We start from the raw sequence: 22,313 nt of genomic DNA, 5'->3' as shown, positions 1-22,313 counted from the left end.
GCGGACATATCTTCGGAGGAAAAAATGAGAGATCATCAAAAGAAACTTATCATATACGTGATAATACTTGCCGTGGCGACAGTGATGTGGCCACGGCTTAGTGTGTTTGCAGATGAGGATTTTACATCAAATTATAACCAGAGGACATTCTCCGATACCGATGGGTTTGACAGTGGAGAGGCAAATTGTGTGTGCCAATCTGTGAGTGGATACATATGGATAGGTACGGACAACGGACTTTACAGGTATGACGGAAGTGAATTTACACTGTTCTCACTGGACGGTGACGAGGATGCCACGAAATATTCGATCAACTGCATTTATCTCACAAGTGATGAGAAGCTGTATGTTGGAACGGACAACTATGGACTCTACATGTATGATAACGGAACCTTTCAGAGAGTTTCCGAGATGTACAATCTGGGTGTGTCAACCATCAACGCCATGTACGAGGACGATAACAAGAATCTGTGGATAGCGGCCTCGTCGGGAATATTTCGTCTGTCATCTGACGGTGCGGAAGCTCTGGCTGATGATGTCGTGTCAGGACTCAGCGTGGGAAATATATCAGGACATGGGGACTATGTGTATGCAATAGCCAATAATGATATTTTGATAACCGTTGATCCTGAAAGACATGTCACCATAACCAACAAGTCAGAGTACAGGGTCGACGATATAAACTCACTGTATGTTGACGAGAATGGCAACAGATATTATGGATCCGCCGGATACAGCATCCTTAAGATAGGAACAGACGGCAAGAATGAGATCATCAACACGGGCAGCCTTCACGGAATCAACAAGATATATTCGGATGGCGACAACATCTGGGCGCTTGCCGATGACGGTGTTGGATATATCTCATCAAAGGGTAATGTGACAGCCATCGGGGGACTGAGCTTTAACGAGTCGATGAGCGATATGATCATAGACTTTGAGGGCAATTACTGGTTTACGTCATACAGAAAAGGTATTCTTCAGTTGGAGAGGAGCAAGTTCCAGAATGTCACCATGAAGTACGGCATAGACAGCTCCATCGTGAACTGTGTGACGAGCTACAATGGCAACACGTTTATAGGAACTGATGAAGGTCTGTATATCGTAGATTCAAATGGCAAGCTTGTGATGAGTGCGGACAATGAGCTCGTATCAAAGCTCAGCGGTATAAGTATACGAGATCTGTATGTGGATTCGGACGATCATCTGTGGATAGCTACATATAAGATATATGGTGTAATAAAGGTGGGCCGAAACTGGCAGTACAAGAGCTACAGCCGTGGAGAGTCATCACTCATAAGCAATGCCGTGAACTGTATAACTGAGATAAAGCCGGGAACGGTGGCGGTTGGAACAGAGAACGGTATATCTGTGATAGAGGGCGATGATGTCGTAAAGAGCATATCGAGACTGGATGGACTTGATAACCCTGACATAATCAGCCTGTACGCAGACGAGACCGGCGAGCTGTATGCCGGTTCCAACGGCGCTGGCGTGTTTATAGTTGACACGGATTATACTGTCGGCAAGATGAAGCTGGATGATACCCAGAAGATGAGCGTTGTGTCAAGTATGGTCCGCGGAAGTAGCGGTTTGTGGATAGGAACGGACAACGGTCTGTATTATCAGGAGGGAACCATCAGACAGGTCACCACCGTGGATAACACCAACAGTATATACGATCTCATAATGGACGATCAGGGATACCTGTGGATGTTTGGTTCCAGAGGTTTATACAGATATTATGAGAAGGATATACTGAGCAATGCATCACCTGAATATATAAGCTTTACGAAGAACGACGGAATAATATCCAACATAACAGAGAAATCAACCAACTATGTGTCAAAGACAGGCGTTGTGTATGTGTGCTGCGATGAAGGGCTGTGCAGGATAAATCTCAATTCAGAGTATGTGAACGAGGTAGCTCCTAGGGTTCGTATTGCCTCCATAGAGGTGGATGGAACTGAGCCTCAGTTCTCAGATCTGGACGGACAGATAGATGTGCCGAAGAACACCAACAGAATAACTATCAAGTTCTCAGTCCTTAGTTATGTAAACCGTGCTGACATATCAGTGGAGTATTACCTTGAGGGCTTTGAGAGCGAGAAGAGAACGCTCACGGGAACTGACAAGATGGAGGTCGAGTACACCAATCTTGAGGGAGGTACTTACCGTTTTATGTTAACTGCAAAAAATGCGGACGGCGTGGAGTGTGAACAGCCGCTTACATTTGTCATAGACAAGGAACTTGGTTTTTTCGAGACGAATCTGGCAAAGATGCTCCTTGTGATATTTATAGTTCTTCTTATCTTAGTGGGAATAGCTGTTGCGAGAAGTATCTTCAAGCTTCTCAGAAGACAGAACGAGCAGGTGGAAGAGCTCAGCAAGAAGAGTGAGGAGGCGGAGAAGTCCAATCAGGCAAAGAATGATTATGTAAACTATCTTAATCATGAGATAAGGACTCCACTCAATAACATAATCGCCATCTCAGAGCTTGCCATGAGAAACTGTCAGGATACCCAGAGTGATGAGTATGCACAGTACGGTGCCATGTATGCTGCGGGAAGAGAGATACTCGATATGTCCGATGGAATATCGAAGCTTTCAAACCTCAAGGACGACATCATAGAGCCGGAGTACAAGCAGTATTTTGCCTCGGATCTCATAGATGAGCTCTCCGACGAATTCAAGTCCATGGTGAACAGTGATCTCATCGATCTCAAGGTCAGCATTGAGGACAAGATACCGAACGGACTCATAGGAGATATGACGGCGGTGAGAGAGATTCTTGAGAACATATTTGCATGGTCCGCAAATACTACAAAAGAGGGCTATATAAGCATAGACATTGACTGGCGTATAGCCAGAAGAGCTGACGAGGATGTAGATGAGGCGGAGGCCGAGGATTACACAGTCAGTGAATTCTCGGAGCTCATAGAGGAACCGGAGACTGAGATATCCCGAATATTTGACAGGGATCACGATGAGATATATCTGGACTTCAAGATATCGGATACAGGACTTGGAGTTAAGGAAGAGAGACTTGGAACATTGTTTGAGCTGGATGATTCCTATGAGAGATCAGATATAGGAATGTTCAGAGTCAGTCTTGGCCTTGCCATAGCCAAGGAGCTTGTGCGTATGCTGGATGGAAGCATCAGCGCAGAGAGCATATATGGCGCAGGAACGACCATACGCTTCAGCATCAAGCAGTCAGTGTTTGATTATAGTTATGTCAACTACAATGAGAGAAAGCGCAAGGAGATGGCGAGAAGAAATGCCAATTCACATCTGTGGCTGCCGGATGCCCGCATACTTATAGTGGACGACTCAGAGCTTGCATTACAGGTGGAGAAGACCATATTTGATACATATGGTCTGGCGTGCGACACAGCCACATCGGGATTTGATGCACTTGATAAGGTCATGGTGGAGAATTACGATATGGTATTTATCGACACCGTTATGCCTGTCATGGATGGACTGGATACCGTCAGGGAGATGAGAAATCTTGACGGTGAGGAGTACAAGAAGATGCCTATCATTGCGCTGTCCGCCAACACGGTCGAGACATCCAGAGAGGAGATACTCACATCGGGCTTCAACGATGTCATAGTTAAGCCGATAGAGCTCGATCAGGCAGAATCCATGCTGAGGACTTATATATCGGAGGACAAGATAAAGGAGAGAGACACAGAGCTTTCCCAGTCCGATGATGACATCAACTATATGGAGGATGCAGTCCTGCTTGGAAGATTTGTGTCCGTGGAAGATTCCGTCAAAGCCATGGGTGGAAGCTTCAGAACCTTTAACACATTTGTCAGAAATTACAGGGATGAGTACCGGGAAGAGGTACAGCAGCTCAGAAAATATATAGACGACGATGTGAGAAAGTACAAAAATATAATCCATGACATCAAGAGCAGCAGTGCAAATATCGGGGCTTACGGAATCGAGCGCAAGGCGGCCAACCTGGAGTCTGCGATAAATATCGGAAACCAGCAGTATGCCCGCGATAATACCCGCGATTTTATAGCTATGATGAACGACTTCTTCAAGCAGATAGACAAGTACATGTCAAAGATAAATCATGTGGAGGAGCCTGCTGAGAAGGAAGTCCGGGATGGAATAAACAAGAGCAAGCTCAAGGAGCTCAGGGCATTCTTGAGAGCGGGGGACCGCGAACCTGTGGAGGACCTTATACGTGATATTGACAGGTACTCCTACGGAGATATAGACACAGAGTTCTTCACTGCACTTAAGGAGTATGTGGGAACCGGAGATTACCAGACCTCCAGTGAGATGATAGACCAGTATCTCAACAGTATCTAACATTATATAAAGTGCGCAGGCAAAATAAGCCTGCGCTGCAATATAAATAAACAAGAAAAGAGGAAATGAAAAATGAGAGTAGCAATTATCATGGGATCGACAAGTGATCTGCCAAAGGTTGAGCCGGCAGTATCAATTCTTAAGAATTACGGTGTGGAGGTCGATGTGAGATGCCTTTCAGCACACAGAGCACACGCAGGACTTTCAGAATTCATCGAGGAAGCTAACAATAACGGAACAGAGGTCATAATCGCGGCTGCAGGAATGGCGGCAGCACTCCCTGGAGTTGTGGCATCACAGACAGTTCTCCCTGTTATTGGAGTACCTCTCTCAGGCGCAACTCTTGATGGAATGGATGCACTTCTTTCTATCGTTCAGATGCCTTCAGGAATCCCTGTTGCAACAGTTGCGATAAACGGAAGCAAGAATGCTGCATATCTTGCCCTTCAGATAATCGGTGTCAACAACGAGGCAGTCAGATTAAAGCTTCAGGATGAGCGTAGAGACATGGAAAAGGCTGCCATGAAAGCTAACGAAGAAGTAATAGAAAAGTTTAAGTACTAACTTTACAATTAAAAAGTGGAATGTTAGTATGTTGGATGGATGGTATTCGAAAGAAGCTGTACCTGAATCATGCTTCCACAGGAAGCGCATACACGGATACTGACAACAGATTTAAGCAGGTGATTGTATGAGGATTGGATTTATTGGAGCTGGAAAAGTCGGATTCACATTTGGCAGGTATATCGCAGAGAAGAGAGAGCTTGTCAGAGAGAAAACGGATGGAGCATTGTGCCTGGATGTTGGTGGATATTTTAGCGCCAGCAGACAGAGTGCGGAGCTTGCAGCAGAGTTTACCGAGACCTGTGTGTACGACAGCCTGGAGCAGCTGTGTGAGTATAGTGAAATTATTTTTCTCACTGTTCCTGACGGACAGATAGGAGAGGTGTGGAAGAGTATAAAGGATCTTGACATTCGTGGCAGGATCATTTGTCACGCCAGTGGGGCGATGACATCAGATATTTTCTCAGGTATAACAGAGGCGGGAGCCTTTGGTTATTCGATTCATCCTATGTATGCAATAAGTTCAAAGTACGAATCCTATAAAGAACTGGACAATTCATTTTTTACAGTTGAGGGAGATGACAGATATGTCGATAAGGTATGTTCTGTCATAAGAGCCCTCGGCAATAGCTGCGTGCGCATTGATGGTACCGACAAGGTGAAGTATCACGGCGCTGCGGTGTTTGCAAGCAATCTGGTAACAGGGCTGCTGGCGGTTTCACAGGAGCTTCTGACACAGTGCGGCTTCTCGGCGGAGGAGGCACAGAGGGCTATAGTGCCTTTGTTCCTCGGCAATGCGAAAGCTGCGGCTGACAGGGGAACGGTTGACAGCCTGACAGGGCCTGTTGAGAGATGCGATACAGAAACTGTGAGAAAGCATCTGAATGCATTGAGCGGAGATGAACGGAGCGCATATGCTGCGGTGTCCAGATGTCTTGTGCCGGTGGCAGAGAGAAAGCACCCGGACAGAGATTATAGCGGTTTGATACGTCTACTGAACGGAATAGGAGAATTTAATTATGAAGAACACGACGGCAACACTCAGGCAGATGAAGGGAACGGACAAGAAGATATCCATGATCACAGCGTATGATTACACCATGGCGAAGATCGTGGATGAGTCAGGAGTCAACACTATTCTTGTTGGAGATTCCCTGGGCAACACTATCCTCGGATATGAGGACACGATCTCTGTAACTGTTGATGATATGATACATCACAGTGCAGCGGTGGCAAGGGGCGCAAAGAATGCTCTTGTTATCACAGATATGCCATTTATGTCCTATCAGACCAGCGTGTATGATGCGGTTGTCAATGCCGGAAGGATCATGAAGGAAGGACGTGCCGGAGCGGTGAAGCTTGAGGGCGGTCAGGACATGTGTCCGCAGATAAGCGCCATAGTCAAGGCGAGCATACCTGTATGTGCACATCTTGGACTCACACCACAGTCCATCAACGCATTTGGCGGATTCAAGGTGCAGGGCAAGACAGAGGCTGCAGCCAAGAAGCTCATAGAGGATGCAAAGGCTGTTGAGGAGGCAGGCGCATTCATGCTCGTAATGGAGTGCGTACCGGAGAAGCTTGCGAAGATAGTCACAGAGACAGTAAGCATCCCTACCATAGGAATAGGCGCAGGCCGTTACTGCGATGGACAGGTGCTTGTAAATCAGGATATGTTTGGCATGTATTCAGACTTTGTTCCAAAGTTCGTAAAGCAGTTTGCAAATGTGGGCGATGTTATGAGAGGTGCGGTTAAGGCTTATATCGATGAGATAAATGCCGGAACATTCCCGGGCCCTGAGCACACATACAAGATAGACGATGAAGTAATAGAGAAGTTATACTAAAGGAGAAAATGATCATGGTAATTTTAAAGAAGATAGATGAGGTAAGAGCGCAGGTTAAAGAGTGGAAGAAGCAGGGACTTACAGTTGGTCTTGTTCCTACAATGGGTTATCTTCACGAGGGACATCAGAGTCTTATCAAGAAGTCAGTGGAGCAGAACGACAGAACAGTTGTAAGCGTATTTGTAAATCCTATACAGTTTGGACCAAACGAGGATCTTGAGAGCTATCCAAGAGATCTTGAGGCTGATGCAAAGCTCTGTGAGAGCACAGGTGCAGACATCATATTCAATCCGGAGCCTGAGGAGATGTACGCAGACGGCTTCGTGTCATTCATCAACATGACAGGACTTCCAAATGCACTCTGCGGACTTACACGTCCAATACATTTCAAGGGCGTATGTACAGTTGTAGGAAAGCTCTTCAATATAGTTACACCTGACAGAGCATACTTTGGACAGAAGGATGCCCAGCAGCTTGCCATCATCATGAGAATGGTCAAGGATCTGAACTTTGATATAGAGATAGTCGGCTGTCCAATCATAAGAGAGGCGGACGGACTGGCAAAGAGCTCAAGAAACATCTACCTCACACCAGAGGAGAGAAAGGCTGCAGTAGTTCTCAGCAAGGCCGTAAAGCTTGGTCAGGACATGATAGCTGACGGAGAGAGAGACGCAGCGAAGATCGTTGGTGAGATGAAGAAGCTCATCTCTGCTGAACCGCTTGCAACTATCGACTATGTAGAGATGGTCAACATGGATACCATGCAGTCCATAGAGAAGGCAGAAGGACATGTACTCTGTGCAATGGCAGTCAAGTTTGGCAAGGCGAGACTGATTGACAACTTTATAGCTGAGTTATAGAATACAGCCTTTGAAGAAAGGATAAAATACACAGTATGTTAAAAGGAAAGACAGTAGTTCTCGGAGTCACAGGAAGCATTGCGGCATATAAGATAGCCAATCTGGCAAGTATGCTGGTGAAAAAGCATGCGGATGTGCATGTCATCATGACGGAGAACGCAACAAACTTTATCAATCCGATCACATTTGAGACGCTCACAGGCAACAAATGCCTGGTCGATACATTTGACAGGAATTTCCAGTTCAACGTGGAGCACGTAGCACTGGCAAAGAGGGCGGATGTGTTCATGGTGGCACCTGCGTCGGCCAATATAATCGGCAAGATAGCGGGGGGAATAGCAGACGATATGCTCAGCACAACGATCATGCCGGCAAAATGTCCTAAGATCATAGCACCGGCCATGAATACCGGAATGATAGAGAATCCTATAGTACAGGACAATATAAAGAAGCTTGAGTCATATGGATATGAGATAGTGGAATCCGCAACTGGATACCTTGCATGTGGAGACACAGGCAAGGGCAAGCTCCCTGATGCGGAGGTTCTTCAGGATTATATCCTTAAGGCCATAGCGAAAGAAAAGGATATGGCCGGGGTGAGACTTCTGGTTACGGCAGGCCCTACCCGTGAGGCCATAGACCCGGTCAGATATATAACGAATCACTCCACAGGCAAGATGGGATATGCCATTGCCAGACAGGCCATGCTCAGAGGGGCGGACGTCACCCTGGTCACAGGCAAGGTGGAGATAGAACCGCCGAGATTTGTCAATGTGGTTGACATAACATCGGCTCAGGATATGTACGAGGCTGTCATGGACAGAAGTACAGAGCAGGACGTGATCATCAAGGCTGCTGCGGTGGCTGATTACAGGCCTGCAGAGGTGGCAGAACACAAGATCAAGAAGGCTGACGGAGACATGAGCATCAAGCTTTCGAGAACGAAGGATATTCTGCTTGCACTTGGAAATCAGAGAATTGAAAAGGGGATACAGGATCAGATCATCTGCGGATTCTCCATGGAGACGAGGGATCTCATAGAGAATTCAAGGAAGAAGATAGATTCAAAGCATATAGATCTTATTGCGGCAAATAATTTAAAGGTCGCAGGGGCGGGATTTGGTGTTGACACCAATGTTCTCACTCTCATTACAAGGGACAGTATCAGTGAACTTCCGATGATGTCAAAGGAAGAGTGTGCAGACATGCTTCTTGACAGAATAATGGAGATGCGTAAAGTTGCAGACCTGTCCTGACAGGAGTAATATTTTGAAGCAGATAGATAGAAAAAAACTCAGGGCTGTGTGCTCTGTGTTGTTTGTGCTTTATATAATCTGTATCGTTTACTTTCTTATTTTCAGCGATATGTTTGGCAGAGGGGGATATGATGAACGCAGATACAATCTTCACCCTCTGCAGGAAATACATCGATTTATCACATACGGTGATCAGATGTCGCCAATGAGTGTATTTCTGAATCTCTATGGCAATATAATCGCATTTATACCGTTTGGTATGCTGCTCAGATGGGCGAGAAATAAGAACACGACATTTGTACAGGCTCTCCTGTACTCTCTGGGATTTACACTTGCCATAGAGACGGTGCAGTACATAACCAAACTGGGTGTGTTCGACATCGATGACATCATCATGAATACGCTTGGTGGAGTCATAGGATATTGTATATATTACGTTACAGCAAAACTTATCAGGAGATATCATGCAAAGAAGTAAGGAATTCAAAGTTTCGACACCGGGTCTGCCGACGGACACCATAATTGGATACTTTCTGGGCGGATTTGGCGGAGTGTTTGTGGTCATATCCATCATAAAATCCATACTCACCCAGGGAAAGGTACAGAGGGTGTACGGAGTCCTCATGGTCAGCGCGATGCTGATGGCATTTACAGGCCTGGTATTCTCGGCCATAGGCTACAGGGCGGACAACGGAGGTATAACAAACAAGAAGATGGCGATCATACTTAATGTTATAGTTCTTGGAGCGTCTGTTATATTTTTATTGATGGGATTATAGAAAGGGCATGCGATGAATTATTATAAGAATCTTACAGAAGAATATGATGATATAGAAGAGCGCTATGAGCTTATCATGGAACGTGTGAGACAGATAATCCATGAATCACTGGTAAAGGAGCCGTACAGAGATTATTTCAGTCATGTTGCCGGATTTATAGCTAGAATAGGAGATGTTCTGGAACTGGTAAAAAATGACGCACTGCCAGACAGGAGCCTTGATCAGCTTCAGGCGATGAACCATGGGCTGTACAATGACATACTGGGAGACAACTACAATAGAAGCTATGCAAATTACAGATATATCATGGGTGAGTTTTCAAAGGATTACACCCGTGACAAAGAGGAGATAAAGCGCATCGCCCAGCTTCTGGGATTTGTGTACAACGAGATAAGAGGAATGACAGTGTACGCATTTGAGGGCAGAGTGGTTGACATAACTTTGTTTGCGGAGCTGTTTGTCCAGATATATTTCATGTTTCAGGATGATTTTTCCGTGAAGGATCTGGAATCCGCTGTGTATTATTTTGAGAACGATTATGCCGAGTTCTGGATCACGTACAGGATAAGAGAGCAGCTTGACCCTGATCTCACATTTGCGACGGATATCATCATGAACAGCGATTTGGGCGATGTCACGTATCTGTACAGATATGGAGAGTATGTAGGGAAAAATGAGATCGACACGGCGATTTTCATGAGTACCCTGCCGGATTCAGAGATAGAGGCCATGGCAAGAACATTCACCGAGGGCTACAGACTGGGATTCGAGGCTGCCGGAATAGATCTCTCGAAGAAGAAAACTGTAAATATCCGATATTTCCTTGGACAGGAGAGGATGATAAGAGCCGCGATACTGCAGTTTGAGCAGATGGGTCTGAGGCCGATATGCTACCGATATGCGGCAAACAGGATCAACAGGAGACTTATACACAGGATAGGTTATTCGTCAAGCGTTCCTAACAGACAGCTCGAGTACGATCACAGGATGGATGAGGCACTCTTCATGGACAAGAAGCTCATGGAGAGAAAGCTGGAGGTGCTTAGACAGGCATACAAGAATATGGCCTATGAGGCTTCAGTATATGCGGGCCCTGCGGTGGTCGAGGTGTTCGGCGAGAACCCATTTGAGCCGGAGAACAGTGAACTGAATCCTGTGCTCGACAAGAAACAGCAGGAGGCTGCGATCTCATACCGCACAATGAGTTCACAGATCGTAAATGAATATATAGCCCAGGATCAGTGCAGCTTCACTATAATAGCATACCCTGTGCCGGAGATCGGAGATAGATACAGAGATATATTCAGGGATACTGTCAGGATCAACACACTGGACAATGATCTGTTCAGGGCGATCCATCAGAGTATGATAGATGAGCTTGATAGGGCTGAACACGTGAGGGTTGTCGGTCAGGGAGCAAATGTGACTGATATGACCGTTATGATGCACGAGATGACAGATCCATCGAAGGAGACCAACTTTGAGAACTGCGTAGCCGATGTGAATATACCTGTTGGAGAGGTGTTCACTTCACCGAAGCTCACCGGAACCCACGGAATATTAAACGTAAGTGAAGTATTCCTGGACGGCCTGAAATATGTGAATCTCAAGCTTACATTTGAGGATGGAAAAATAGCGGACTATACATGTGACAACTATCCGGATACGGAGAAGAACAAGGCGTATATAAAGGAGAATCTTCTGGGCGGAAGGGATACACTTCCTATAGGAGAGTTTGCAATAGGAACAAATACGACAGCATACGTCATGGCAAACAAATATGACATAGTGTATAAACTGCCTATCCTCATAGTTGAGAAGATGGGACCGCATTTTGCTGTGGGAGATACATGCTATAGCTGGAGTGAGGAAAATGTGCTCCATAATCCTGATGGCAAGGAGATCGTGGCAAAGGACAATGAGTGTTCTATTCTGAGAAAAACAGATGTGTCAAAGGCGTATTTCAACTGCCATACAGACATAACAATACCTTACGATGAGATAGGAGGAATATATTCCGTTCATCCGGATGGAACTGAAGTTCCGATCATCGAGAAGGGCAGATTTGTCCTGCCGGGAACAGAGAAGCTCAATGAAGCGCTGGATCAGGCAAAGTAGACCTATAGGACAAAAAGAGACAGATATCTATTTCAGTCGAAATAAATATCTGTCTCTCTTTATGTATATATCTTTGTTCTGATACTGAAGATTACTTCAGTATGGACATTCTCTTGTATCTCTTGTTTGAGTAAAGTGCCGTGTCTGCCTGTGAGAGTAGATCCTCGATGGTCTGTTCTCCATCGCAGACAAATTCAGTAACACCAACGCTCATCTCTATGAAGTATGGCTTGCCACAGGTTGCGTTCAGCTCGGCTGAGAAATCCTTGATCTTGCGCTGCACTTCGGTGACGTAATCGGAGTCGTCTATAAATGCAAAGCATACGAACTCATCGCCGCCTATTCTACCGATGACATCATGTGGACCAAAGCTCTGGGACAGGATGTTCGCGATGTTCTTGAGGGCGAAGTCACCGTCCTTGTGTCCAAATTTGTCATTTACAACTTTCAGTGAATCCATATCAGCGAAGAGAAGTATGGCCTTCATTCCACAGTTTGACGGAATGTTGATATAGTATTCAACCCGCTCCATAAATCCACGTCTGTTATATATACCCGTCAGCTCATCTGATGTCGACAGGTGGTTCAGAAGCTCGTTCTTCTCGTGGATCTCGTTCAGAGACATCCTGAGCTGTTCCTGCGTGATGTTCTGCTCACGGAGCAGCGACATATATTTCAGTGCTGCACCGAGCTGCAGGCTGGTGGAATATATGGAACTGAAGTGAGCCACATCTGTGTTGCATATGAACACTCCGTGGTGATCTTCGTTTGTAAATATAGGAACTATGACGGATGTAAAACGCTTGTCATAGTATGTATATTCGTTGTCAAAAATCTCTACAGAAGGAACCCTTCTGGACTCTCCGAAAAGCACCTGACAATTGTTCGGGTTGAAGAAAGCCTGAAGGAAGACTGACTTTGGAACGATCCAGCTTCCCGTGTCTGTGATGCGCACAGGATCGTCGTAGGTGTAGATGTAAGCTCCTTCGTAATTCAGCCCCTGAAGCTTGTGGAGGATGGATGTGTATGTCTTGCCAAGATCCTCGCCGTATGTCAGGGTGTCACGGGTTATGTATATTGATGACCAGCCCATCATCTTGTTCTCGTATATCGTGTTGTAAAGCTGATTCGAGATGAAGAGTGATATGGTGTTGGTTATGGTCGTGTTAAGTCTGTTGAACTGGAGACTCTTGGCTGCAGACAATTTACAGCTTGAGAAGATGGAAGCCAGTTCACGGAACATGTATGCTGTTTTCTGGACAGAATAAAAATCGGTCAGGTCAGATTCGAGAATACATTTGAGTTCATCGATGATCTTGTTCTGTGGATACTCCGTATCAATGTCGCTCTTGATCACGGATACTATATCAATGAGTATCCTGTTGTATGCGGACATGACTTTGGAGGCAAAGAAAGAATCTGCAATCTCTCCGAAGAGTCGTCCGTCGAGAATATCGATGATGTCCGGTATGTCAAGATCCAGTAAATGTCTGCCGGCATCTATCAAGTCGCTCTCTGTGCACAGGTGACAGCAACAGGACAGTCTGTTTATAAGTCTGGAATCCAGAGTCTCGGATTTCATGTTGCCGGTCTGGGCAAGTCTCACCGCCGCATACACTGCACGGAAACCGAGTTCACAGGAATTGATATTGACTGTGGTGAGGGGGGGATCCATGTTGACGGAAGATGGTGAATCGTCAAAACCGATGACTGACATGGTTTCTCCTATGCGTATTCCTCTGGACTTGAGTTCTGCATAACCGCCTATTGCCATGCGATCATTTGCAAATACGATGGCATCGGCATCCGGGTTTACATCCAGAAGCTGTGCAGTCTCATCCTGACAGTATTCTGCGAAGTCGCCGTGTATTATCATGCGGTCCTCAACGCTGAGTCCGTTCTCAGAGAGAACCTCTCTGTATATCTTGAGCCTGAGATTGCTGTCGGTGTTGTCATCCTTGCCGGCAACAAAGCATATATGCTTTCTCTTGTGTTCTTTTATGAGATGTTCTATGGCATCCCTCATTCCTCTTGAATTGTCTGTTCTGATGCATGGATATCCCGGAAGCTTCTCCTCCAGTGTGAGGATAGGTATTCCATCAAAATGGGAAAGGAAAGAATTCATGTCCTTCTCCGATAACAGAGATGATATAGCTCCGACGGAGATGATAAGTGCGTCCAGACACTCAGGATGTGCATAGTAGAAAATCGAATTATACTGGTAATCATACAGTTGATTGGCAGGATCATAAAAGGAGGCATTCAGAAACATGCCCGGAAATACGATGAGATTGCAGTCAAGTTCCTTTGCTGCGTATTCAGCTCCTTTGCAAACCTCTGTTGCGTAATCGTTATCAATATGACACGTAAAAATACCGATGTTCAATCTGTTGTTGGTCATGCGGGTGCTCCTTTAGTAACTGCTTTTACTGTAGTATAATCGACTGTTATATATTGCGGATAGCTATAATCACAATATATTGTGATTATACCACACGTTCACCACATTATCAATTTGTAATCATCTCAATCTTTACAAAGTATTCGATATAATCTATAATTTATTGGAATATTTGAAAAGGTGCCGGTGCGCCTTGTACAAAACAGATAACAGGAGGATAAGAAATTGGATTACAAGAATGCCGGAGTAGATATTGAAGCTGGATACAAGTCTGTGGAGCTTATGAAGAAGCACATCAAGACAACCATGAGACCCGAGGTACTTGGCGGAATTGGTGGATTCGCAGGAGCTTTCAGTCTCGCTAAGATCAAGGATATGGAAGAGCCTATACTTCTGTCAGGAACAGATGGATGTGGAACAAAGGTTCAGCTCGCTTATATTATGGATAAGCATGACACCATCGGAATCGACGCAGTGGCAATGTGTGTGAATGATATCGCATGCTCTGGTGGAGAGCCACTTTTCTTCCTTGACTATATAGCATGTGGCAAGAACTATCCTGAGAAGATTGCAACTATAGTAAGCGGCGTTGCAGAGGGATGCAACCAGTCAGGAGCTGCCCTCGTAGGTGGTGAGACAGCAGAACATCCGGGACTTATGCCTGAGGATGAGTACGACCTTGCAGGATTTGCAGTAGGTGTTGTTGAGAAGAAGGATCTTATTACAGGAGAGAGCATTAAGCCTGGAGATACACTTATAGGTATCGCTTCAAGTGGAGTGCACAGCAACGGTTTCTCACTTGTAAGAAAGGTTTTCGAGATGACAAAGGAATCTCTTGATACATATTACGACGAGCTTGGCAAGACACTCGGTGAGGCACTTATTGAGCCTACAAGAATCTATGTAAAGGCTCTCAAGTCAGTGAAGGATGCAGGCATTACGATCAAGGGATGCAGTCACATCACAGGTGGTGGATTCTATGAGAATATCCCAAGAATGCTTCCAGACGGAGTTCGTGCTCAGGTTAAGAAGGATTCATATGAGGTACCGGCTATATTCAAGCTTCTCGCAAAGAAAGGCGATATAGATGAGCATATGATGTACAACACATACAACATGGGAGTTGGTATGTGTCTTGCTATAGACCCTGCAGACGCAGATAAGACTATTGCAGCTATAGAAGCTGCCGGCGACAAGGCATTTGTTCTCGGTACAGTTGTAGCTGGTGAAAAGGGAGTAGACTTATGCTAAAGGTTGCAGTTCTGGTATCAGGCGGCGGAACCAATCTTCAGGCCATCATAGATGCCATAGATAATAAAGTCATAACAGATACGGAGATAGTTGCGGTCATAAGCAACAATAAGAATGCATTTGCTCTTGAGAGGGCGAAGAAGGTGGGAATAGCAGCGGAGGTCGTAAGCCCTAAGGATTACGCGGACAGAGCTCGATTCAACGAGGCACTCCTCGCAAAGCTTCAGGAGACCGGAGCGGATCTTATAGTTCTCGCAGGATATCTTGTGGTCATACCTGAGATAGTGATAGATGCATATCCGAATAAGATAGTCAACATACACCCATCACTCATACCGGCATTCTGCGGAACAGGCTACTATGGACTTAAAGTTCATGAGGCAGCCCTTGCAAGAGGTGTCAAGGTAGTGGGAGCTACGGTCCATTTTGTAGATAAAGGCACTGACACAGGTCCGATCATCATGCAGAAGGCAGTTGCAGTACAGAATGGTGATACACCGAAAGCTCTGCAGCAGCGTGTGATGGAACAGGCTGAGTGGAAGCTTCTGCCTGCGGTTATAGACAAGATCGCCCATGGCAAAGTACATGTTGAAGATGGAATTGCAGTTGTAGAAGATTAGGAGGAATATCCATGAAAGTATTGGTAGTAGGAAGCGGCGGAAGAGAGCATGCTATAGTTACAAGTATTTCAAAGAGTGATAAAGTATCCAAGATATATTGTGCACCTGGCAACGCAGGTATCGCAGCACTTGCAGAGTGCGTTGATATAGGTGTGATGGATTTTGATAAGCTGGTTGCATTTGCAAAGGATAAGGCAGTCGATCTGGTTGTTGTTGCGCCGGATGATCCGCTTGTTGCAGGTGCGGTCGATGCATTTGAGGCAGCCGGTATCAGAGCATTCGGACCTCGTGCAAATGCAGCAATCATAGAGGGCTCAAAGGCGTTCTCCAAGGATCTCATGAAGAAGTATGGCATACCTACAGCGGCTTATGAGAACTTTACAGATGCCGATTCAGCGCTCAAGTACCTTGAGACAGCCACATTCCCTATAGTTTTAAAGGCTGACGGACTTGCACTCGGCAAGGGTGTTCTCATATGTAATGACCTTGAGGAGGCAAAGGCAGGCGTCAAGGAGATCATGCTTGACAAGCACTTTGGTTCAGCCGGAAATACCATGGTAATAGAGGAGTTCATGACAGGACGTGAGGTATCAGTCCTTTGCTTCTGTGATGGAACAACGATCAAGCCTATGACTTCAGCACAGGATCACAAGAGAGCAAAGGATGGAGATCAGGGACTCAACACAGGCGGAATGGGAACATTCTCCCCAAGTCCTTTCTATACAAAAGAGATAGACGAGTATTGCATGGAGAACATCTACAAGCCAACCATGGCTGCCATGAAGGCAGAGGGCAGAGAGTTCAAGGGAGTTCTGTTCTGCGGACTCATGATGACACCAAATGGTGTTAAGGTTCTCGAGTACAATGCAAGATTTGGCGATCCTGAGGCTCAGGTAGTTCTTCCTCGTATGAAGAATGATATTATCGATGTCATGGAGGCATGTATCGACGGAACACTTGATAAAGTTGATCTTCAGTTTGAGGACAATGCGGCAGTGTGCGTAGTTCTTGCATCAGACGGATACCCTGTATCATATGAGAAGGGCTATCCTATACATGGACTTGAGAAGTTTGACGGCAAGGATGACTACTTTGTATTCCATGCCGGCACAAAGTTTGACGGTGATCAGATCGTGACAAATGGCGGCCGTGTACTCGGTGTTACAGCAAAGGGCAAGGATCTTTTCGAGGCTCGTGCGAATGCATATGCTGCGACAGAGTGGATCACATTTGACAACAAGTACATGAGACATGATATAGGTAAGGCTATAGACGAGCAGTAATCTATAGATATATATTTACGGAAGAGGTTTTGAGAGAATTTGTCTCAAAACCTCTTTTGTATTCCTGTAATATATATGCTATAATGAAGCACGCTGATGCGTGCGTAGGTCATCGCGCTTACGCACGACGACATATGCTATAATGAAGCGCATAAAATCCTAGATTATTTAGATTTGAGGTGGACTGAATGAAATTACCGTACAGCAAAGAATCTGACATAGTTATAAAAGAGGCAAACAGGGTGGCGAGGAAGCTTGGACAGAATTTTGTCGGAAGCGAGCATTTTATCGTTGCACTGGCATCCGTAGCAGATACAACAGCGTACAGTATTCTGAACGAGAATGGTCTGGATATAGTTAAGATCATAGATGCGTTGAAGTATACATTGGAACCCGGTGGAGTAGTCACAGGGGAGAGAGACAAATATACGATGAGCGCAAGAAGGATTCTCGATGACTCACAGTATGAGGCGAGAAGACTCAATTCCCAGGAGGTGGGTACAGAGCATATCCTTCTGGCACTTATAAAGGAGACAGACTGTGTAGCTGTAAAGCTTATGGCATCAGAGAATGTAAATATCCAGAAGGTGTACACAGACATACTTCTGGCCTGTGGAAGCGATGCGAATACGGCAAAGAGAGAATATGCAGCACTGAAAAAGTCGAGAAATAAGAGCAAGACATCCACACCTACACTGGATCAGTATTCCAGAGATCTGACACAGGAAGCACGGATGGGCAATATGGATCCGGTCATCGGACGTACAAAAGAGATAGAGAGAGTCATGCAGATACTCAGCAGACGAATGAAGAACAATCCATGTATGGTCGGAGAGCCGGGTGTTGGAAAGACTGCTGTTGTGGAGGGCATAGCATATCTCATAGCCCACGATGAAGTGCCGGATACTGTAAAGGGTAAAAGGCTCCTTTCGCTTGACCTTTCAAGCATGGTTGCCGGTTCCAAGTACAGAGGAGAGTTTGAGGACAGGATAAAGAAGGTTATCGGAGAGGTCATATCGGATGGCAATATCATATTGTTTGTGGATGAACTTCACACACTCATAGGGGCAGGCGGTGCCGAGGGTGCAATAGATGCGTCCAATATACTGAAGCCGTCCCTGTCACGCGGGGAGATCCAGATGATAGGTGCTACGACTCTGAACGAATATCGGAAGTATATAGAGAAGGATGCGGCCCTTGAGAGAAGATTCCAGCCGGTGTACGTGGATGAGCCTACAAGGGATGAGGCAGTGGAGATACTCAAGGGACTCAGACCATGCTATGAGCAGCATCACAATGTCGATATAAGCGATGATGCGGTTGAAGCTGCGGTGGATCTGTCCATCAGATATATAACAGACAGATTCCTGCCGGACAAAGCCATAGATCTTATGGATGAGGCATGCTCCAGAAAAAGGCTCGGATTCTCATCGGACAGACATAATTATGAGAAGAAAAAGGCTGTGGAGGCTGAGCTTACAACGCTCAACGACGATCTGGAGAAGGCACTCATGGCTGGCAATATAGAGGCGGCGGCAGAGGTGAGCGCGAGACAGAAGGAGATTGCAAAGAAGAATGCAAGAAAGCAGTCTTCCAGCCGGAGAAATATCACAGTTCAGGAGAACGATATTGCGGATGTTGTGTCCGTGTGGACCAAGATCCCTGTGAGCAAGCTCACGGAGAAGGAGTCAAAGAAGCTTGAACGCCTTGAGAGTGAACTTCACAAGAGGGTAGTTGGCCAGGAGGAGGCTGTTACAGCCGTATCACGTGCTATCAAGAGAAGCAGAGTCGGACTTAGGGATCCGAAGAGACCGATGGGATCATTTCTGTTCCTCGGACCTACAGGTGTCGGTAAGACAGAGCTTTCCAAGGCTCTTGCAGATATAGTATTTGGAAGTGAGGATGCCCTGATAAGAGTTGACATGTCGGAGTACATGGAGAAGCACAGCGTGTCCAAGATGATAGGCTCACCTCCGGGTTATGTAGGCTTTGAGGAGGGCGGACAGCTCAGCGAGAAGGTCAGGACCAATCCGTATTCTGTTGTGCTGTTTGACGAGATAGAGAAGGCTCACAGCGATGTGTTCAACATTCTCCTTCAGGTACTTGATGACGGACATATAACGGATTCCCAGGGAAGAAAGGTGGATTTCAAGAACACCATCATAATCATGACCTCCAATACAGGGGCACAGGGTATAGTTGACCCTAAGCAGCTTGGATTTGTCACGGTAAGCGATGAGACAAAGGAACATGAGAAGATGAAGAGCAATGTAATGGATGAGCTCAAGAGAACCTTCAAGCCGGAGTTTTTGAACAGAATAGACGACATAATCGTGTTCCATGCCCTGAGCGAGGCAAATGTAAAGGATATAACCGGACTTATGTTAAAGGAACTTAAGAACCGTGTCCAGACACAGATGGATATTGAGCTTAAGTTCACCGACCATGCAAAGAAATATATCTTTGGAAAAGGCTATGACAAGAAGTATGGAGCAAGACCACTCAAAAGGGCTATTCAGACATATGTGGAGGATGTGCTTGCGGAGGCGATGCTTAGAGGTGATGTCAAAAAAGGTGATACAGTCACAGTGTCAACGAAGAAAAAGAAGGAAGCCGACGGAAAAACCACTGAGAAAATATCACTTACAGCGAAACAAAAGACAGAGGAATGATGTCGGATTAGATATTTGTGATGTGAGCATGATATACAGTAGTGCCAAGTGCGGAAAAATAGCAGTAGAAATTAATATGAAATATTGGTGAAAATGCATAATTTTGTAGAAAAAAAGGATGCATTACTGTATAATGAAAATCACTAACGGATAGTATACAGAGATTATTGATATATATCAGGATATTATTGCGATAGAGTTCAGATCATACAAAAACAACAGGAGGATAAGATCAATGTCAGTAGTAAATGAATTGATAAATGCACAGGGGGAGTCATTGGAATTCGGTAATTATGAGCTTGGAGCAAAGACCAAGAAGGACGGTTTTGAGTTCCAGGGAGATATCTACAAGATAAAGACTTTCAACGAGATCACAAAGCTTGAGAAGAACGGAATGTTCGTATATGAGTCAGTACCGGGAACAGCAGTACATGGTTTCAAGGCTGATGAGAACGATGTTACATTTGTAGTTGAGGGACCAGAGAATGCGTCCATCACACTTGAGCTTGAGCCTGAGACAGAGTACAAGGTTCACGTAGACGATGTATATGTCGGCAAGAACAAGACCAACCTCGGTGGCAAGATGAGCATAAGCGTAGATCTTGAAGAGGGCAGACCAGTCAAGGTTGATGTTAAGAGAGCATTTGACTAATATAGCATACACAGGAGATATTTATGGCAAAAGGAAAACAGGTGTTTTTTTGCCAGGAATGTGGATTCGAATCGACAAAATGGATGGGGCAGTGTCCCGGCTGTAAAGCGTGGAATTCATTTTGCGAGGAGAAAGTGACAGTAGGCGCCAAGAGCCAGTCCGGCAAGCGGACTGTCGTGGCGCCTACAAGCATTTTGGAGGTGGAGACCACCGACGAGACGCGTTTTACCACAGGAATAGGCGAATTAAACAGAGTATTAGGCGGCGGGATAGTGAGCGGATCCCTTGTGCTGGTGGGAGGAGATCCGGGTATAGGTAAATCCACCATATTGCTGCAGATGTGCAGGAATATGTCAGAGATGGGACAGAAGATACTTTATGTGTCAGGTGAGGAGTCTCTTTCACAGATAAAGATGAGGGCAGAGCGTATCGGAAATTTTACAAAGGATATGCTGCTTCTCTGTGTCAACAATCTCGAGGATGTGGAGGAGTATGTCAAGAAGGACACTCCAAAGGTCATTGTTATAGATTCCATACAGACCATAGTTACGGATGACGTGGAGTCTGCACCGGGAAGTGTATCCCAGGTAAAGGAAGTTACAGCCAGACTCATGAGGATGGCGAAGCAGACAGGGATCGCCATATTCATAGTAGGACATGTTACCAAAGAGGGAACCGTGGCAGGCCCAAGAACCCTTGAACATATGGTAGATACAGTTCTCTATTTCGAGGGCGAGCGTAATGCCGGGTTTAGAGTCCTTCGTGCAGTAAAGAACAGATTTGGCTCGACAAATGAGATCGGTGTATTTGAGATGAAGGGAACCGGACTTGCAGAGGTGAAGAACCCGTCACAGCTTATGCTGGATGGAAGACCTGATGACACATCCGGGTCTGTAGTAGTATGTACAATGGAAGGAACAAGACCGATATTGCTTGAGATCCAGGCTCTGGTGTGCCAGTCAAGCTTCAATCTGCCAAGAAGAACAAGTGTGGGACTCGACTACAACAGGGTAAATCTCTTGCTTGCTGTTCTCGAGAAGAGAGGCGGCATAGTTATGGCGGGCTGTGATGCATATGTGAATATAGCCGGAGGTATGCGCCTTGATGATCCGTCGGCAGATCTGGGAATAGTATTTGCTCTTGTATCAAGCTTCAAGAACCGTGCCATACCTTCTGATATGGTCATGTTCGGAGAGATGGGACTTTCAGGCGAAGTGCGTGGAGTGTCAGGTGCTGAGCAGAGAGTACGCGAGGCCGCAAAGATGGGATTTAAGACCTGTATCATACCGAGATCCAATCTGGACAATGTGAAGAAGATGAAAGACCTTGGAGACATGAAGGTGGTAGGTGTCGCAAATATACAGCAGGCACTGGAGTATATATAGAAGAAAATATTCAATCATATAAAGCACGATAATAGCGGTGAGCATGGCCACAGTATCATTTGGTATTGTGGCCAAAATTATTTCGTGTAAAATTCAATAAAAGTGCTTGACTTTGCCAAATGATGGTGGTATCTTATAAAAGCTGTCGCGTGAGACGGTGTCAGAAACATCTATAAAGCATCAGATTTTGAGATTTATTCGTTATATAATCACCCGGTTATGACACGAAATCAGTTCATAAGAGCTGACGAAATGACTTGAAAAAAGATGAAAAAAGTTGTTGACATTGA

Annotated in this window: 16 protein-coding genes; 15 read left to right on the top strand and 1 reads right to left on the bottom strand. The window is 45.6% G+C overall.

Annotated features, from left to right (window positions below):
- Positions 1-24: 24 nt before the first annotated feature.
- From DW159_RS05130 to DW159_RS05090, 9 genes are all read left to right on the top strand, one after another.
- Positions 25-4,335 carry a hybrid sensor histidine kinase/response regulator gene (locus DW159_RS05130; protein WP_117549149.1) on the top strand — a complete coding sequence of 1,437 codons (4,311 nt, stop codon included), beginning with the start codon at positions 25-27 and terminating at the stop codon, positions 4,333-4,335.
- A gap of 72 nt (positions 4,336-4,407) precedes the next feature.
- Complete coding sequence (purE, locus tag DW159_RS05125) at positions 4,408-4,899, top strand: 5-(carboxyamino)imidazole ribonucleotide mutase (RefSeq protein WP_015535082.1); 492 nt, start codon at positions 4,408-4,410, stop codon at positions 4,897-4,899.
- Between the two features lie 127 nt (positions 4,900-5,026).
- Positions 5,027-5,992 carry a Rossmann-like and DUF2520 domain-containing protein gene (locus DW159_RS05120; RefSeq protein ID WP_117549148.1) on the top strand — a complete coding sequence of 322 codons (966 nt, stop codon included), beginning with the start codon at positions 5,027-5,029 and terminating at the stop codon, positions 5,990-5,992.
- On the top strand, positions 5,919-6,746 hold the full coding sequence (gene panB, locus DW159_RS05115) for a 3-methyl-2-oxobutanoate hydroxymethyltransferase (RefSeq protein ID WP_015535079.1): 828 nt from the start codon (positions 5,919-5,921) through the stop codon (positions 6,744-6,746). The genes DW159_RS05120 and panB overlap by 74 nt, the downstream gene beginning before the upstream one ends.
- Positions 6,747-6,760: 14 nt before the next feature.
- Complete coding sequence (gene panC, locus DW159_RS05110) at positions 6,761-7,606, top strand: pantoate--beta-alanine ligase (protein WP_015535078.1); 846 nt, start codon at positions 6,761-6,763, stop codon at positions 7,604-7,606.
- A 35-nt stretch (positions 7,607-7,641) separates the two neighbouring features.
- Positions 7,642-8,862, top strand: a complete 1,221-nt coding sequence (coaBC, locus tag DW159_RS05105; RefSeq protein ID WP_055223400.1) for a bifunctional phosphopantothenoylcysteine decarboxylase/phosphopantothenate--cysteine ligase CoaBC — start codon at positions 7,642-7,644, stop codon at positions 8,860-8,862.
- A 13-nt stretch (positions 8,863-8,875) separates the two neighbouring features.
- Positions 8,876-9,340: a VanZ family protein gene (locus DW159_RS05100; protein ID WP_117549147.1), complete on the top strand. Its 465-nt coding sequence runs from the start codon at positions 8,876-8,878 to the stop codon at positions 9,338-9,340.
- On the top strand, positions 9,327-9,641 hold the full coding sequence (locus tag DW159_RS05095) for a hypothetical protein (protein WP_015535076.1): 315 nt from the start codon (positions 9,327-9,329) through the stop codon (positions 9,639-9,641). Before DW159_RS05100 ends, DW159_RS05095 begins: the two co-directional genes overlap by 14 nt.
- A 12-nt stretch (positions 9,642-9,653) precedes the next feature.
- Positions 9,654-11,759: an aminopeptidase gene (locus tag DW159_RS05090; protein ID WP_117549146.1), complete on the top strand. Its 2,106-nt coding sequence runs from the start codon at positions 9,654-9,656 to the stop codon at positions 11,757-11,759.
- A gap of 91 nt (positions 11,760-11,850) precedes the next feature.
- On the opposite strand, the gene DW159_RS05085 is transcribed toward DW159_RS05090, so the two are convergent.
- Positions 11,851-14,160 carry a diguanylate cyclase gene (locus DW159_RS05085; RefSeq protein WP_117549145.1) on the bottom strand — a complete coding sequence of 770 codons (2,310 nt, stop codon included), beginning with the start codon at positions 14,158-14,160 and terminating at the stop codon, positions 11,851-11,853.
- A 225-nt stretch (positions 14,161-14,385) separates the two neighbouring features.
- Here DW159_RS05085 and purM point away from each other — a divergent pair, with 225 nt between their 5' ends.
- The 6 genes from purM to radA all read left to right on the top strand — a co-directional run bounded on the left by purM (position 14,386) and on the right by radA (position 22,023).
- A complete protein-coding gene (purM, locus tag DW159_RS05080; protein WP_022216884.1) occupies positions 14,386-15,411 on the top strand; it encodes a phosphoribosylformylglycinamidine cyclo-ligase in 1,026 nt (341 codons plus the stop codon).
- Positions 15,405-16,031, top strand: coding sequence for a phosphoribosylglycinamide formyltransferase (purN, locus tag DW159_RS05075; protein ID WP_022216883.1), 627 nt, complete (start codon positions 15,405-15,407; stop codon positions 16,029-16,031). The genes purM and purN overlap by 7 nt, the downstream gene beginning before the upstream one ends.
- An 11-nt stretch (positions 16,032-16,042) precedes the next feature.
- Positions 16,043-17,314: a phosphoribosylamine--glycine ligase gene (purD, locus tag DW159_RS05070; protein WP_022216882.1), complete on the top strand. Its 1,272-nt coding sequence runs from the start codon at positions 16,043-16,045 to the stop codon at positions 17,312-17,314.
- Between the two features lie 188 nt (positions 17,315-17,502).
- The gene (locus DW159_RS05065; RefSeq protein WP_117549144.1) at positions 17,503-19,986 is read left to right on the top strand and encodes an ATP-dependent Clp protease ATP-binding subunit; all 2,484 of its coding nucleotides are present in this window, start codon (positions 17,503-17,505) and stop codon (positions 19,984-19,986) included.
- 235 nt (positions 19,987-20,221) lie between these two features.
- On the top strand, positions 20,222-20,638 hold the full coding sequence (locus DW159_RS05060; protein ID WP_022216880.1) for a hypothetical protein: 417 nt from the start codon (positions 20,222-20,224) through the stop codon (positions 20,636-20,638).
- A gap of 23 nt (positions 20,639-20,661) precedes the next feature.
- On the top strand, positions 20,662-22,023 hold the full coding sequence (radA, locus tag DW159_RS05055; RefSeq protein WP_117549143.1) for a DNA repair protein RadA: 1,362 nt from the start codon (positions 20,662-20,664) through the stop codon (positions 22,021-22,023).
- The last annotated feature ends 290 nt before the right edge of the window (positions 22,024-22,313 follow it).

Origin of the sequence: Coprococcus sp. AM14-16 (assembly GCF_003434675.1) — a bacterium.
Lineage (GTDB): Bacteria > Bacillota > Clostridia > Lachnospirales > Lachnospiraceae > Coprococcus > Coprococcus aceti.
Note: the sequence above shows the minus strand (reverse complement) of the source record. Positions and strands in the feature narration are given on the sequence as shown.

Excerpts from the sequence above, each read along its gene's own strand:
- DW159_RS05120 (WP_117549148.1), top strand. The coding sequence starts at position 5,027 with ATGAGGATTGGATTTATTGGAGCTGGAAAAGTCGGATTCACATTTGGC.
- DW159_RS05130 (WP_117549149.1), top strand. The coding sequence starts at position 25 with ATGAGAGATCATCAAAAGAAACTTATCATATACGTGATAATACTTGCC.
- DW159_RS05090 (WP_117549146.1), top strand. The coding sequence starts at position 9,654 with ATGAATTATTATAAGAATCTTACAGAAGAATATGATGATATAGAAGAG.
- panB (WP_015535079.1), top strand. The coding sequence starts at position 5,919 with ATGAAGAACACGACGGCAACACTCAGGCAGATGAAGGGAACGGACAAG.
- purD (WP_022216882.1), top strand. The coding sequence starts at position 16,043 with ATGAAAGTATTGGTAGTAGGAAGCGGCGGAAGAGAGCATGCTATAGTT.
- coaBC (WP_055223400.1), top strand. The coding sequence starts at position 7,642 with ATGTTAAAAGGAAAGACAGTAGTTCTCGGAGTCACAGGAAGCATTGCG.
- DW159_RS05085 (WP_117549145.1), bottom strand. The coding sequence starts at position 14,160 with ATGACCAACAACAGATTGAACATCGGTATTTTTACGTGTCATATTGAT.
- purN (WP_022216883.1), top strand. The coding sequence starts at position 15,405 with ATGCTAAAGGTTGCAGTTCTGGTATCAGGCGGCGGAACCAATCTTCAG.
- purE (WP_015535082.1), top strand. The coding sequence starts at position 4,408 with ATGAGAGTAGCAATTATCATGGGATCGACAAGTGATCTGCCAAAGGTT.
- DW159_RS05065 (WP_117549144.1), top strand. The coding sequence starts at position 17,503 with ATGAAATTACCGTACAGCAAAGAATCTGACATAGTTATAAAAGAGGCA.
- panC (WP_015535078.1), top strand. The coding sequence starts at position 6,761 with ATGGTAATTTTAAAGAAGATAGATGAGGTAAGAGCGCAGGTTAAAGAG.
- DW159_RS05095 (WP_015535076.1), top strand. The coding sequence starts at position 9,327 with ATGCAAAGAAGTAAGGAATTCAAAGTTTCGACACCGGGTCTGCCGACG.
- DW159_RS05060 (WP_022216880.1), top strand. The coding sequence starts at position 20,222 with ATGTCAGTAGTAAATGAATTGATAAATGCACAGGGGGAGTCATTGGAA.
- radA (WP_117549143.1), top strand. The coding sequence starts at position 20,662 with ATGGCAAAAGGAAAACAGGTGTTTTTTTGCCAGGAATGTGGATTCGAA.